12 protein-coding genes and 1 pseudogene are annotated in these 12,631 nt (G+C 64.6%); 7 read left to right on the top strand and 6 right to left on the bottom strand.

The window, feature by feature from the left end; genetic code table 11:
• Nucleotides 1–340 precede the first annotated feature (340 nt).
• The 4 genes from H8B02_RS38340 to H8B02_RS38325 form a co-directional block, all read right to left on the bottom strand.
• The gene (locus tag H8B02_RS38340) at nucleotides 341–562 is read right to left on the bottom strand and encodes a hypothetical protein (RefSeq protein WP_092114742.1); all 222 of its coding nucleotides are present in this window, start codon (nucleotides 560–562) and stop codon (nucleotides 341–343) included.
• 20 nt (nucleotides 563–582) lie between these two features.
• Nucleotides 583–813, bottom strand: a complete 231-nt coding sequence (locus H8B02_RS38335; protein ID WP_092125669.1) for a hypothetical protein — start codon at nucleotides 811–813, stop codon at nucleotides 583–585.
• Between the two features lie 186 nt (nucleotides 814–999).
• A complete protein-coding gene (ldtR, locus tag H8B02_RS38330; RefSeq protein ID WP_018271925.1) occupies nucleotides 1,000–1,518 on the bottom strand; it encodes a transcriptional regulator LdtR in 519 nt (172 codons plus the stop codon).
• Nucleotides 1,519–2,183: 665 nt separating this feature from the next.
• The gene (locus tag H8B02_RS38325; RefSeq protein ID WP_016845013.1) at nucleotides 2,184–2,645 is read right to left on the bottom strand and encodes a DUF6163 family protein; all 462 of its coding nucleotides are present in this window, start codon (nucleotides 2,643–2,645) and stop codon (nucleotides 2,184–2,186) included.
• A 207-nt stretch (nucleotides 2,646–2,852) separates the two neighbouring features.
• Here H8B02_RS38325 and hemB point away from each other — a divergent pair, with 207 nt between their 5' ends.
• Nucleotides 2,853–3,917 carry a porphobilinogen synthase gene (gene hemB, locus H8B02_RS38320; RefSeq protein ID WP_229170944.1) on the top strand — a complete coding sequence of 355 codons (1,065 nt, stop codon included), beginning with the start codon at nucleotides 2,853–2,855 and terminating at the stop codon, nucleotides 3,915–3,917.
• Nucleotides 3,918–3,922: 5 nt separating this feature from the next.
• On the opposite strand, the gene H8B02_RS38315 is transcribed toward hemB, so the two are convergent.
• Nucleotides 3,923–4,561 (bottom strand): DUF6151 family protein, encoded by a 639-nt coding sequence (locus tag H8B02_RS38315; RefSeq protein ID WP_233287922.1) that lies wholly within the window; start codon nucleotides 4,559–4,561, stop codon nucleotides 3,923–3,925.
• A gap of 169 nt (nucleotides 4,562–4,730) precedes the next feature.
• On the opposite strand from H8B02_RS38315, the gene H8B02_RS38310 reads away from it, so the two are divergent.
• Together H8B02_RS38310 and H8B02_RS38305 are read left to right on the top strand one after the other, a co-directional pair.
• Nucleotides 4,731–5,261: an RDD family protein gene (locus H8B02_RS38310; protein ID WP_229170942.1), complete on the top strand. Its 531-nt coding sequence runs from the start codon at nucleotides 4,731–4,733 to the stop codon at nucleotides 5,259–5,261.
• An 86-nt stretch (nucleotides 5,262–5,347) separates the two neighbouring features.
• Nucleotides 5,348–6,124 carry an arginyltransferase gene (locus H8B02_RS38305; RefSeq protein ID WP_092114746.1) on the top strand — a complete coding sequence of 259 codons (777 nt, stop codon included), beginning with the start codon at nucleotides 5,348–5,350 and terminating at the stop codon, nucleotides 6,122–6,124.
• Between the two features lie 11 nt (nucleotides 6,125–6,135).
• On the opposite strand, the gene H8B02_RS38300 is transcribed toward H8B02_RS38305, so the two are convergent.
• Nucleotides 6,136–7,518 (bottom strand): Nramp family divalent metal transporter, encoded by a 1,383-nt coding sequence (locus tag H8B02_RS38300; RefSeq protein WP_229170941.1) that lies wholly within the window; start codon nucleotides 7,516–7,518, stop codon nucleotides 6,136–6,138.
• 121 nt (nucleotides 7,519–7,639) lie between these two features.
• Between H8B02_RS38300 and H8B02_RS38295 the strand changes: the two genes are divergently transcribed.
• The 4 genes and pseudogenes from H8B02_RS38295 to H8B02_RS38280 all read left to right on the top strand — a co-directional run.
• On the top strand, nucleotides 7,640–8,770 hold the full coding sequence (locus H8B02_RS38295) for a PspA/IM30 family protein (RefSeq protein ID WP_229170940.1): 1,131 nt from the start codon (nucleotides 7,640–7,642) through the stop codon (nucleotides 8,768–8,770).
• Nucleotides 8,767–9,429, top strand: coding sequence for an OB-fold-containig protein (locus H8B02_RS38290; RefSeq protein WP_229170939.1), 663 nt, complete (start codon nucleotides 8,767–8,769; stop codon nucleotides 9,427–9,429). Before H8B02_RS38295 ends, H8B02_RS38290 begins: the two co-directional genes overlap by 4 nt.
• Before the next feature lie 3 nt (nucleotides 9,430–9,432).
• Nucleotides 9,433–11,182 (top strand): annotated as a pseudogene (locus tag H8B02_RS38285) (flotillin family protein).
• 306 nt (nucleotides 11,183–11,488) lie between these two features.
• Nucleotides 11,489–12,631 (top strand): MFS transporter (locus H8B02_RS38280; RefSeq protein WP_229170938.1); only part of this gene is annotated, 1,143 nt, incomplete at its 3' end.

The following is a 12,631-nucleotide window of genomic DNA, read 5'->3' as shown; positions in this document are numbered from 1 at the left end:
TGGCTGGAAACTCCGAGCAGATGTGTGAATCTCGTAGGGCTCGACCGGGCGATCCAGTACGCCGCAGCCTCTCGGCTCAAGCACAGACGTCTCTGGAATCCTGGATCACCGCTTTCGCGTGTGATGATACCGAGTGGCTGTTTGACAATTGAATCCATCCGCGTCGTCCCGGGCAAGCGACTTGTCCGCCGTAGCTCAACGAGCGAAGGCGGAAGCGCGACCCGGGACCCATAACCACCGATGGCGATCGTTGCGCGACGCTGGGGCCCCAGCCTGCCTCAACAACACAATCCAGTGGTTATGGGTCCCCGCTTTCGCCGGGACGACAGAAAAGTACGCCTTACAGCCCGGTAAACCCGGCCTTCACATGGTCGGTGCTGCCGTCGAGCTGACGCAGATAGGTCAGCCCGCACACGGTCAACCGATGCGTATCGCGCTCGCCGGCCTCGAACAGCGTCTGCACGTACTCTGTCACCTTCGCCCGTGCTTCGTCGCTTGCAGCGGACGTGCGGTTGAGCAGCAGATCATACGTCTGCATGATCCGATCGATCGCGGCTTCCATTGATGTCTCCGGGTTGACGCTCAGGCGACCACCAGCGTCTCGGCCTCGAACTTCGCGATCGCCTTGTTGGCGAGGCGGAGTCGGTTCAGCTCACCGCGCTGGAACAGCTTCACGACGATGCCGAGCAGGCGCTCATTGGTCGCGAATGTGTCGGGAATGACGCCGGATTTGCGCAGATAATTCGAGGCGATCGCGTAGGCGTCACCGACGACCTCGACGTTCAGCACCTCAATCCCGCGTTCGACCAGCATGTCCTGCCTCTCCATTGGGAGACAGGATAAAGCGCAGGGAACGCCTTGGTTCCTCGCCGGGACCCATTTATTTTCGCAGGTGCAGCATGAAAAACGCATCGGCCGGGCATGACCGATGCGTTGACTGGAGGGAGGCTGCCGGTCTTCTGGGCGGCCGGCTTGGCCATCAGGCAAAACGAGGAAGGCTCAGAGGCGATACAGGATCTGGTCGGTCCAGAAGCGCTCGAGGCGGTGCAGCGACTTGTTGAGGCTCGCGAACTCCTCGTTCGAGATGCCGCCGACCTGCTCGACCGTCTTGACGTGCTTCTGATAGAGCGCATCGACGATCTTGCGGACTTCCTGGCCCTGCGGGGTCAGACGGATGCGGACCGAACGGCGATCGACGCGCGAGCGCTGGTGATCGAGGAAGCCGAGCTCGACGAGCTTCTTCAGATTGTAGGAGACGTTGGAGCCGAGATAGTAGCCGCGGGTGCGCAGTTCGCCGGCGGTCAGTTCCTTGTCGCCGATATTGTAGAGGAGCAGCGCCTGCACCGAGTTGATGTCGGCGCGGCCACGACGATCGAATTCGTCCTTGATGACGTCGAGGAGCCGGCGATGCAGCCGCTCCACCAAAGTCAGGGCTTCGAGATAGAGCGGCTGCACCGGAGCTTGACCGGTAGCGCGATCAGCGGCATCCGCCGCCGTTGTCGCAACGGCTTTCATCATGACACTTCCCCTGTTTGTCGTTTTTATCGACTTTATTTCGACGAAACTTGTGTCCCGCCTGATAGGTCCAACGTAAGGGGGCCGTTTGAATATCCGCTTAAATAAGAGAATAAAGAGATCATGAATTTAAGACAGTGAATCGTGGATTAAGCCCATGGATCAAGGACTTTTCGCAACTGTTCATTGACGGTGGCGGGCCCTTGTTCACGCTTCGTGTGCCTCACCTGTCACATTCGGAAACAGCAGCGTCTGAATTCGAAACGGTGGCGTAACGGGTATGAGGGAACCCTTTACGGTGACCGATCGGTTACCGGAAAATTCTTCGAAAATTTTATGGGAGTGCATCGGGGCGGGACGCGTGTGGCGCGCGCGAGCTGTCCTCATTTGCCGCCGCGGCCAGATCGGTTCCGCCGTCGGCCCGCGCAAAGCCGGCCGGCACACGCGCCGAGATCCGGTGAAATGGGTCCCGACGGCAGGTCCCGCAAAGGCGCTGCCGCGATGGGACGCCTTAAATGGGGATGCGATCTGAGGCATCCACCTAGCAGAACCAGCGACGCTGTCTTCTCGTTGCGCGCACGACTGCCAAATATTGGCTGTCACCGTCAGCTCTTCGCCGCGCTGTCGCAGCCGGGCAACAGTGCATCAAGCCATTGCAGCGCGCGGGCCTATGGCGGGCGTTCGCGCGCCGACATCCAGGCCAGCGCAAGATAGGCCGCGAGCATCAGGGCCTCGAGCCCGACCACGGTGAGGCTGCCGCCATAGATGCCCGGAAACATCAGCTCGATGACCGCCATCGACACCACGGTGGTCAGCCAGACCACGGCGCCCCACGGCGTCGCGAGCCAGAGCCCGACGGCGGCGACGAGCTCGATGACGGCGAAATAGATCGTGGCGGTCTGCCAAGCCATCGACTGGTTCTCGAAGGCCTCCTCCTCACCGCCGACGAAGCCCGTCACCTGGGCCCAGTGATAGAGGCCCTTGGCGACCGAGACGACGGCCATGATGCGCAGGAAGATGACGAGGCGCCGCGTCCACGCATTGTCGTCCGGCTCGATCCGGTCGGACGAGATCGCGCTCACCGAGATGGCGTTGTCCCGCGCCTGATCGCGTGCAGAGGTGTCAGACATCCGAATCGCCGCATGGCGGCTGCAAAATGGGGTTCATGGCGCAGTCTTGGCCCGCCGGGGGCCCAAAATCAATCGCCGTTGCGGCAAATCAAGGGCGCCAAGAGTGCAACAGGGGTGCAATAGCGGCGCAATGACGGCGCCCCTGACAGGTGCTAGAACCAGACCTATATCAGGTCCAGACCAGCCGTCCGTCGAGGAGAACAAGACATGGCGATCAAATTCGGGCGCCCGATCGAACTGCGCGATACGCCGCGGCGCCAGACTGATGCCCTCGCCTCCCCCTCGCTCGACCTCACGATCCGGATGCGCCGCAATCGCAAGTCCGAATGGGCCCGCCGCCTGGTGCGCGAGAACGTGCTGACCACGGACGACCTGATCTGGCCGATGTTCGTGGTCGATGGCCACAACACCCGCACGCCGGTGGCCTCGATGCCCGGCGTCGAGCGGCTCACCGTCGACCAGATCGTCCGCGACGCCGAGCGCGCCGCAAAACTCAACATCCCCTGCATCGCGCTGTTCCCCTTCACCGAGCCGGCCCTGCGCGACGAGCAAGGTTCGGAGGCCCTCAACCCCGACAATCTGGTCTGCCAGGCGGTGCGCGCCATCAAGAAGGAGTTTCCCGATATCGGCGTGCTCTGCGACGTCGCGCTCGATCCCTTCACCAGTCATGGCCATGACGGGCTGATCGAGGGCGGCAAGATCCTCAACGACGAGACGGTTGCGGTTTTGGTGAAGCAGGCGCTGACCCAGGCCGAGGCCGGCTGCGACGTGATCGCGCCGTCGGACATGATGGATGGCCGCATCGGCGCGATCCGCGAGGCGCTCGACGACAACGGCTTCGGCGACGTCCAGATCATGTCCTACGCGGCGAAATATGCTTCCGCCTTCTACGGCCCGTTCCGCGATGCGATCGGCTCGGCCAAGACGCTGACCGGCGACAAGCGCACCTATCAGATGGACAGCGCCAATTCCGACGAGGCGCTGCGCGAGGTGGAGCTCGACATCGCCGAGGGCGCCGACATGGTGATGGTGAAGCCGGGCATGCCCTATCTCGACATCGTCCGCCGCGTGAAGGACCATTTCGCGATGCCGACCTTCGTGTACCAGGTGTCCGGCGAATACGCGATGATCGCGGGCGCCGCCGCCAATGGCTGGATCGACGGCGAGCGCGCGATGATGGAGAGCCTGGTCGGCTTCAAGCGCGCCGGCGCCGACGGCATCCTGACCTATTTCGCGCCGAAGGCCGCCGAGAAGATCAAGGCGGAATCGTAAGGGCGCTACACGGGTGCGGCCGGCGCGGCTGGACGTGGACCGCAGAGCGGGCGCAGCGCCTCGCGCTCGTCCTGCGACAGCACCCTCAGCGGGTAGATCGGCTCATTTGTCTCGCGCTTGAAGAACGGATGCGGCCAGGCCTTGCCGCGCAGGCGCCAGCCCAACACCTTGCCGATCGCGCGCAGGATCAGCGGCAGGTTGAAGCCGGTCGATCCGTTCGGAGCTTCGCCGATCGCATATTTGCCGAGGATTGCGCCGGTTGGCTTGCCGAACACCTCGTCCACGCGCACCGCGCCGCCGTCGAAGGCCTGCGCCACGATTCCGACGAACGGGACGGCAGGTGTCAGCGAGTTGCCCACCGGCGAATTGCAGCAGGTGGTGTGCCATCGGTACAGCCCCTTGGGCGTCAGCCGCAGCCCGGCGATCTTGTCATGCCCCTGCATGAAGCTGAGCGACGCCGGGGCGACCTGGACGATGTCGGTACCGCCGTGGACATCGAGCAGATCGGCCCGGCCGACCCGATGCATGAACGCCTGGCAGTCGTCGCAGTAGCAGACGACGCGATTGACGGCCGTCGGCGCGGCGTTCGTGACCACGCCTCGAACCTCGCCACAGCGGCAGCGCAACCCGATCTGTGTGCCCATATGTCCCCCGCCGTCACGCAACCTCCAGCCTACACCAGGCGGGCGGTTTCGGCCGCCGAATCGCCGGAATATTTCGGCTAGTTAATGTTCGCGCGGACTTGGCAGGTGCACATCGTGCTCCCATGTCCTGCGCGGGAGTTTCATCGGAGGTTGGTCATGTCCTACGGCAATGACAGCGGCACCTGGCGCAACGACGGCGGCGTTCCCCCCGCATGCGTTCGATCCGTTGATGCAGCCGGAACTGTTCCGCGGCGTGCTGACGCGGCGTGTCTTTGCGTTCCTGATCGACCTCTTCGTGCTATCGGTGCCGGTGATCCTGGCGGTGATCTTTATTGCGATCTTCGGCGTCGTCACGCTCGGCCTCGGCTGGGCGCTGTTCTGGCTGGTGTCGCCGGCCTCGATTGTCTGGGCCATCGTCTATTATGGCGCCTCGATCGGCGGCCAGCACTCGGCCACGCTTGGCATGCGCATGATGGATCTGGAGCTGCGCACGTGGTACGGCGCGCGCGGCTATTTCGTGCTCGGCGCCACCCACGCGGTGCTGTTCTGGGTGACGATCTCGTTCCTGTCGCCGCTGGTGCTGCTGGTCGGACTCCTCAACGGCCGCCGCCGGCTGCTGCACGACATCGTCCTCGGAACCGTCATGATCAACAGCTCGGTCCGGACCCAGGTCACCCCGGCCGCGCGGGCCTCCTATTAGGCCCGCCTAAACCAATTGACCGTTAGCCTCCGGGGGGCGATGCTAACTCGGCTGCCTGTATTGTATGTGGAGCCCGACGATCAGACGTGACCCAGCACTCGCGTGATACCCCCCAGTTCTATCTGACGGCGCCCTCACCCTGCCCCTATCTGCCGGGCCGGCATGAGCGGAAGGTTTTCACGCACCTGGTCGGCGACAAAGCGGGCGATCTCAACGACTTGCTGACCCACGGCGGCTTCCGCCGCAGCCAATCGATCGCCTACCGCCCGGCCTGCGACGCCTGCCGGGCCTGCGTCTCGGTCCGGGTGGTCGCCAACGAATTCCGCCCCTCCCGCAATTTCCGGAAGGTACTGGCCCGTAACGCCGACATCATCGGCGAGCAGCGCACCGCTGTGCCGACCTCGGAGCAATATTCGGTCTTCCGCGCCTATCTCGACCGCCGCCACCGCAACGGCGGCATGGCCGACATGACCGTGCTGGACTACGCCATGATGGTCGAGGACAGCCATGTCGAGACCCGGATCATCGAGTACCGCAAGCGCAATGCCGACAGCGCCATCACCGGGCGCGGCGACGAGCTGATGGCGGTGGCGCTGACCGACGTGCTCAGCGACGGGCTGTCGATGGTCTATTCCTTCTTCGAGCCCGGGCTTGAGGCCCGCTCGCTCGGCACCTTCATGATCCTCGACCACATCGCCCGCGCGCGCCGGCAGGGCCTGCCCTACGTCTATCTCGGCTACTGGATCGAGGGCTCCAAGAAGATGGACTACAAGGGCCGCTTCCTGCCGCAGCAGCGGCTCGCGCCGTCGGGCTGGCTGCGCGTCGACGCGTCAGGCGAGGCGCTGGCCGAGCCGCAGGACTAGCGCCTCTTCAGTCAGGCGCTCCAGGTGCCGAAGATCGTATCGATCAGCAGCTTCACGTTCAGGATCACGATCAGGCCGGCGACGATCCATGCTGCCACCGCGACGGGGCGCGAAATCGCGAACGCACCCATCTTCCGCCTGTCGGACACGAAGCGCACCAGCGGGATCACCGCGAACGGCAGCTGCATCGACAGCACGACCTGGCTGAACACCAAAAGCTGCGCGGTGCCGCTCTCGCCATAAAGCGCCGCGACCACGATGACCGGGACGATCGCGATGCCGCGCGTCACCAGCCGCTGCAACCAGTCGGGCAGCTTGAGGTCGAGAAAGCCCTGCATCACGATCTGGCCGGCCAGCGTCGCCGTCACCGTCGAGTTGAGACCAGAGGCCAGCAGCGCCACGGCAAACAGCGTCGAGGCGATGCCAAGGCCGAGCAGCGGCGACAGCAGCTCGAAGGCCTGGTCGATCTCGGCGACGTCAGAGTGGCCGCTCTTGTGGAAGGTCGCGGCCGCCAGCACCAGGATCGCGGCGTTGACGAACAGCGCCAGCATCAGCGCGATGGTGGAGTCGGTGGTCGCCCATTTGATCGCGTCGCGCCGGCCCTCCTCGGTGCGCGGATAGGCCCGGGTCTGCACGATAGAGGAATGCAGATAGAGGTTATGCGGCATCACGGTGGCGCCGATGATGCCGATCGCGATGTAGAGCATCTCCGGATTGGTGACGATCTCGCGCGACGGCATGAAGCCGCCGATCACGCCGGCAATCGGCGGCGCGGCGGCGGCGATCTGGACCACGAAGCAGACCGCGATGACGATCAGGAGCGCGATCACGAAGGCCTCGAGGAAACGGAAGCCGCGGTTCATCAGGAGCAGCAGCAGGAACGCATCGAGCGCCGCAAGCAGCGCGCCGCCGATCAGGGGAATGCCGAACAGCAGCTTGAGCGCGATCGCGGTGCCGATCACTTCGGCGAGGTCGCAGGCGATGATGGCGGCCTCGCAGGCGAGCCACAGCAGCAAATTCACCGGCCGCGAATAGGTCGCCCGGCAGGCCTGCGCCAGGTCGCGGTCGGTCGCGATGCCAAGCCGGGCCGAAAGCGCCTGCAGCAGGATCGCCATCAGGTTGGAGAGCAAGATGACCGACAGCAGTGTGTAGCCAAACTTCGATCCGCCCGCGAGATCGGTCGCCCAATTGCCGGGGTCCATATAGCCGACCGAGACCAGGTAGCCCGGCCCGGCGAAGGCCAGCAGCCGCCGCCACCACACGCCCGTGGTTGGTACCGCGACGGTCGCATTCACCTCGGGCAGGCTGCGCGCATGCCCGGCGTCGCCCCGCCAGCCCCCTGGCACGGTATCGGCAACAGAAATAGGAGACGTTTCAGGAGTGCGAGCGTCCATCCGACAAGGATGACCGATCTCTCCCGTTATTGCAACTCATTTGCAACTGCATCTAGGCTCACGAAAATGATACAGACTGCCTGTCTTGTAAAGTACTGAAGAAGTGCTTTACGTTAGATGCATGATCAAGCTACCCGTCGAGACGCCAACCGCAACGCTGCGTTACGCCCTCGCACCCGACCCGTCGGGCATCGAGGCGATCGAGGCGACCTTTGCGGCCTATGACCGGATGATGGCGATCCTGGCCGAGGTCGCGCCCGTCGGCGCCAACCTGGTCTCGCTGCACGCCCAGGCCTACGAGAGGATCCGCAAGGAAACCGGCCTGCCCGCACGGCTGGTGACGCTCGGCCTGCGCGACCGCGCCAACTACATCGCAGGCGCCGCCGTCCGCCGGATACCGCTCGACGACAAGTTGTTTGCGATCAAGGGTCCAACTTCACTGACCATTAGCACTGTCAGCGGACGCGTCTTGGTGCCGTTCGACGTGCCGGGATATGTCTCGGGCTGGGAAAGCCCCTTCCCGGCGCATTTGATCTCGGATGGACGCGGCTACGAAATCCACATCGCCGTCAAATCGAAATCAGCACAACCGGAGGAGAAGACCATGCTTCACGAAGGCATCCTTGCGCGCATGGGCCGGCTTCTTGCCGCCATCGCGAGTCAGACCATCGACAACGTCGAGAGCAACAACAAGGTCGCGCTGGTCAAGCAGGCGATCCGCGAAATCGACGCCGGCGCCGACGAGGCGCGCTATGCGCTCGGAAAGTCGCGCGCCGAAGAATTCCGCTTGAAGAGGCGGCGCGAAGAACTGGATACCGAGACGACTGCTCTGAACGAGAAGATCCGTCTCGCACTTGCGGAAAGTCGCGAGGATCTCGCACGCGCCGGCGTCGCACGGCAAATTGACCTGGAGTCGCAGGTGATCGCGCTGGAACGCGCGATGGATTTCATCGAGCTCGAGATCGACGAGCAGATCAAGGCGCTGCAAGCCATGCTCGGCGCGCGCCGCGAGGCAGAGGCGCGACTAGCCGATCTCGAACAAAGTCTGATCCGCGAGGCCAAGGACGAAACCAGCCGGGGCCCATCGACGACCAATACATTGAGTGCCGAACGCGCCATGGCGGCGATTGCCCGGGTCACCGGTGTTCCCGCTGCAAGCGTGCTCGGCGACAAGGAGCTCGACGAACTCGATCGCCTGCACCGCGAAAAGGAAATCGCGGCGCGGCTTGAAAGGATCAAGTCAGAAAAATGAGTGCAGTTGGCGACATTCTGCTCGCCCCGGACGTGCGGCCCTTCGCGGTCGCGGCTGCGATCATGGTGGCACTTGGCGGTATCGAGCTGCTGACCACCATGGTCGGACTTTCGATCAGCGAACTCGTCGGCAAGGATTTCGCGGTCGAGGCCGAGAGCCACAATGCTCTCAGTGGCCTGTTTCTCTGGATCAACGCCGGGCGGCTTCCCCTCCTGATCCTGATCATCCTGATACTTGGCATATTCTCGATCGGAGGCTTCCTGCTTCAGGGCTTGGCGCATGCTGCAGGCACCGCCATTCCGGTCTCGATTGCCGCGGTGATTGCTGCCGCAGTCAGCATCCCCGTGATCAGAACTACGAGCCGCGGCCTCGCCCGCATCATTCCGCGCGACGAGAGCTATGCGGTCAACGACAACGACTTTGTCGGCAAGGTCGCAACCGTGTCGGTCGGCCCGCTCGATCAGGGCCTGCCCGGCAGGGTCCGTCTCAAGGATGTCTTCGGCAACTGGCACACCGTGTCGGCGCGGGCCAGCGCAGAGTCCGAGGCATTGCCGGTCGGCGCCAGCGTGTTGCTGGTCGACCGCGATGCCAAAGGATTCATTGCGATCGCCGCTCCTTCCGACCTTATTGAACAACAACAATCTTCCAACAGGGCATAACATATGTGGGAACTTGCTGTACCCGTCGCCATTGGCGTCCTCGCTATCCTCGTCATTGGCCTGCTTTTCGCAAAACTCTACAAGCGCTCGACACGCGATGAGGCCTATGTGCGCACCGGCCTCGGCGGCCAGAAGGTGGTGCTCGACGGCGGCTCGCTCGTGCTGCCGATCTTCCACTCCACCGCCGCGGTGAACCTGAAGACGCTGCGGCTCGAGGTCGCGCGCGGCGGTCCGGACTCGCTGATTACCAAGGACCGCATGCGCGTCGATATCGGCGCCGAGTTCTATCTGCGCGTCAAACCCGACTCTTCGTCGATCGCGCTGGCCGCGCAGACGCTCGGCAACCGCACCAATGACGCGGCCGAGCTCCGCGAGCTGGTCGAGGCCAAGTTCGTCGACGGCCTGCGCTCGGTCGCCGCGACCATGAACCTCGAGGAATTGCAGGAGCAGCGCGCGACTTTCGTCAAGGCCGTGCAGGACGCGGTCGGCGCCGACATCCAGAACAACGGTCTCGAGCTTGAATCGGTGTCTCTGACACGGCTCGACCAGAGCGACATCAAGCACTTCAACCCGAGCAATTTCTTCGACGCGCACGGCCTGACCACGCTGACCAAGATCACCAAGGAGCGCGAACAGGAGCGCAACCAGATCGTCCGCACCACCGAGGTCAATATCGCGCAGCAGGATCTGGTGGCGCGGCAGACCACGTTGACGATCGAAAGCACCAAGCGCGAGGCGGAACTCGCCCAGCAGCGCGACATTGCCAACAAGACCGCCGCGATGCGGGCGCAAACGGCGCAGGTCGAACAGACCGCCCTGCAGAACGAGGCCGAGCATCCAGCAGGAGCTCGCGGTCGCCAACAAGCAGACCGAGGCCAACCAGGCGCGCGACACCCGCAAGATCGAGGCCGATCTTGCCGTGAAGCGCCGCACCACCGAAACCGACCGCGAGCTCCAGATCGTGGCGCAGGAGGCAGCGATCGCGGTCGCGACCAAGAGCAAGGAGCAGTCGGAAGCCCAGACCATCGCCGAGACCGCACGCGCACTCGCGATCGCAGCCGAGGAAAAGGTCACCACCGCTCGCGCCACCGAGGTCGCCGAGCGCGACAAGATCATCAACGTGATCGCGGCGCGCAAGGTTGCCGAGACCAATGCGATGCCGATCACCGTGATGGCGGAAGCCGAGAAGCAGGCTGCGGCCAACAAGGCCGAGGCCACCAACGTGCTGGCGAAAGCCGACGCCAACGCAGCCACCACCCGCGCCGCCGGCGTCAAGGCGCTCGGCCAGGCCGAAGCGGAAGTCGCGACGTTGAAGGCGGAGGCGCGCAACAAGCTGAGCGCTGACATGATCGCCTACGATCTCAATCTCGCGCGGATCAACGTGATCCCGAGCGCGCTCGCCGAGGCGGTGAAGCCGATCGAGAAGATCTCCGACATCCGGATCTTCGACACCGGCAGCATGCTCGGCCGCGGCGGCGCCAACGGCCACGCCAACGGCAATGGCGGCCTCGGGCTCGGCGACGGCCTCGCCGCGCAATTGCTGTCGGTCTCGGCGTTCAAGCCGATGATCGACAAGATCCTCTCGGAGGCAGGCTTCCCGGCCGGCCCCGACGCGCTCACCAGCCTGACCAGCGCGCTGGCGCAGCGCAAGACGGAGGTCGCCGAAACACCGGCAGTGAGCGTCGAAAGCGCGCCAACCGCTCTCGTCGGGACCATCACCGGCCAACTTACCCCGGCTGCCAAACCGCTGTGAAGCGGTCTGACGGCAGATGCGCTTCACCTCTCCCGCTTGCGGGGGAGGTCGGATCGCATCGAAGATGCGATCCTGGTGGGGGCTCTCTCCACGATGCGACTCGCGGATAGACCCCCACCCTAACCCTCCCCCGCAAGCGGGAGAGGGAACGCACGTCCGATGCGGTTGCAGAGCGAATTTCGTTGTCCAATGAAAAGCCCGCCTCTCACGGCGGGCCTTGTTTTTGGCGTTGTCGGGAAACGGGTGGGATCGGGCGTCTTCCAACCACACACTATGGCCAGATCGAATTTCCTCAAGGATTCTGCCATGTCCGCCGATACGCCGCGCCTGCCCGCCACCTTCAATCGCCTGGCCTGGTCCAACCTCGCCGCGCAATCGGCCGAGCAGATTGCGCTTGCGGCCGCGCCCATCGTCGCCGTGCTGGTGCTCGGCGTCGGCGAAGGCCAGACCGGCCTGTTGCAGACCGCACTGACGCTGCCCTTCATCCTGTTTGCAATTCCCGCCGGCCTGCTGGCTGACCGCGTGTCGCGGCGCTGGGTGATGGCGGGCTCCGAGGCGCTGCGCGCCGCGGCCCTTGCCGCGATCCTGCTGTTGCTGTGGTTCGGCGCGATGACCTTGCCGCTGCTCGCTTTGCTTGGCTTCATCGCGGTCTGCGGCACGGTTGCCTACAGCGTCGCAGCTCCTGCGCTGGTCCCGTCCCTGGTGACCTCGCAGCAATTGCCGGCGGCGAATGCCCGTATCGAACTTGCGCGCACCGTCGCTTTCGCCAGCGGACCCGCGCTCGGCGGCGTGCTGGTCGGCTGGGTCGGCGCTGCGCCCGCATTCGGCTTTGCCGCGGCGCTGTCGGCGATTGCGGTCGTCCTGCTCGCCGGGATCTACGAGCCGACACGCCAGCCTGCCCCGCGACGTCATCCGATGCAGGACATCAAGGAAGGCGCGGCCTTCGTGATGCATCACGCCTTGCTGCGGCCGGTGTTCATCACCCAGTTCATCTTCAACACTGCGTCCTTCCTGCTGCTCGCCGTGTTCGTGCCGTATGCGGTGCGCCATCTCGGGCTCAGCGCGACCGGCGTCGGTACGACGCTCGCGATGTACGGGGTCGGCATGGTGGTCGGCGCGCTGTTCGCAACCCGCGTGATGAAGCGGCTGGCGTTCGGCACCGTGATCGGGCTCGGCCCGGTCACCGGCCTCGTCGCCTCACTCGTGATGGCGCTGACCACCTGGATTGCGACGCCGCTGCTCGCGGGCCTCGGTTTCTTCCTGCTCGGCGTCGGCCCGATCCTGTGGGTGATCTCCACCACCACGCTGCGGCAATCGGTGACGCCGCCCTCGCTGCTCGGCCGCGTCTCCGCGATCAATATCATGAGCTACGGCGCCCGCCCGCTCGGCTCCGCGCTCGGCGCCGTCGTCGGTGGTCTCTACGGCGCCGAAGCCTGCCTCTACCTCGCG

This window comes from Bradyrhizobium altum, from assembly GCF_020889705.1.
Taxonomy (GTDB): domain Bacteria; phylum Pseudomonadota; class Alphaproteobacteria; order Rhizobiales; family Xanthobacteraceae; genus Bradyrhizobium; species Bradyrhizobium altum.
This window is presented reverse-complemented; position numbering and strand designations above follow the sequence as displayed.

Excerpts from the sequence above, each read along its gene's own strand:
- H8B02_RS38300 (WP_229170941.1), bottom strand. The coding sequence starts at position 7,518 with ATGGACGCTCGCACTCCTGAAACGTCTCCTATTTCTGTTGCCGATACC.
- H8B02_RS38290 (WP_229170939.1), top strand. The coding sequence starts at position 8,767 with ATGAGTGCAGTTGGCGACATTCTGCTCGCCCCGGACGTGCGGCCCTTC.
- H8B02_RS38335 (WP_092125669.1), bottom strand. The coding sequence starts at position 813 with ATGCTGGTCGAACGCGGGATTGAGGTGCTGAACGTCGAGGTCGTCGGT.
- H8B02_RS38325 (WP_016845013.1), bottom strand. The coding sequence starts at position 2,645 with ATGTCTGACACCTCTGCACGCGATCAGGCGCGGGACAACGCCATCTCG.
- H8B02_RS38310 (WP_229170942.1), top strand. The coding sequence starts at position 4,731 with ATGACAGCGGCACCTGGCGCAACGACGGCGGCGTTCCCCCCGCATGCG.
- H8B02_RS38315 (WP_233287922.1), bottom strand. The coding sequence starts at position 4,561 with ATGGGCACACAGATCGGGTTGCGCTGCCGCTGTGGCGAGGTTCGAGGC.
- H8B02_RS38295 (WP_229170940.1), top strand. The coding sequence starts at position 7,640 with ATGATCAAGCTACCCGTCGAGACGCCAACCGCAACGCTGCGTTACGCC.
- ldtR (WP_018271925.1), bottom strand. The coding sequence starts at position 1,518 with ATGATGAAAGCCGTTGCGACAACGGCGGCGGATGCCGCTGATCGCGCT.
- hemB (WP_229170944.1), top strand. The coding sequence starts at position 2,853 with ATGGCGATCAAATTCGGGCGCCCGATCGAACTGCGCGATACGCCGCGG.
- H8B02_RS38340 (WP_092114742.1), bottom strand. The coding sequence starts at position 562 with ATGGAAGCCGCGATCGATCGGATCATGCAGACGTATGATCTGCTGCTC.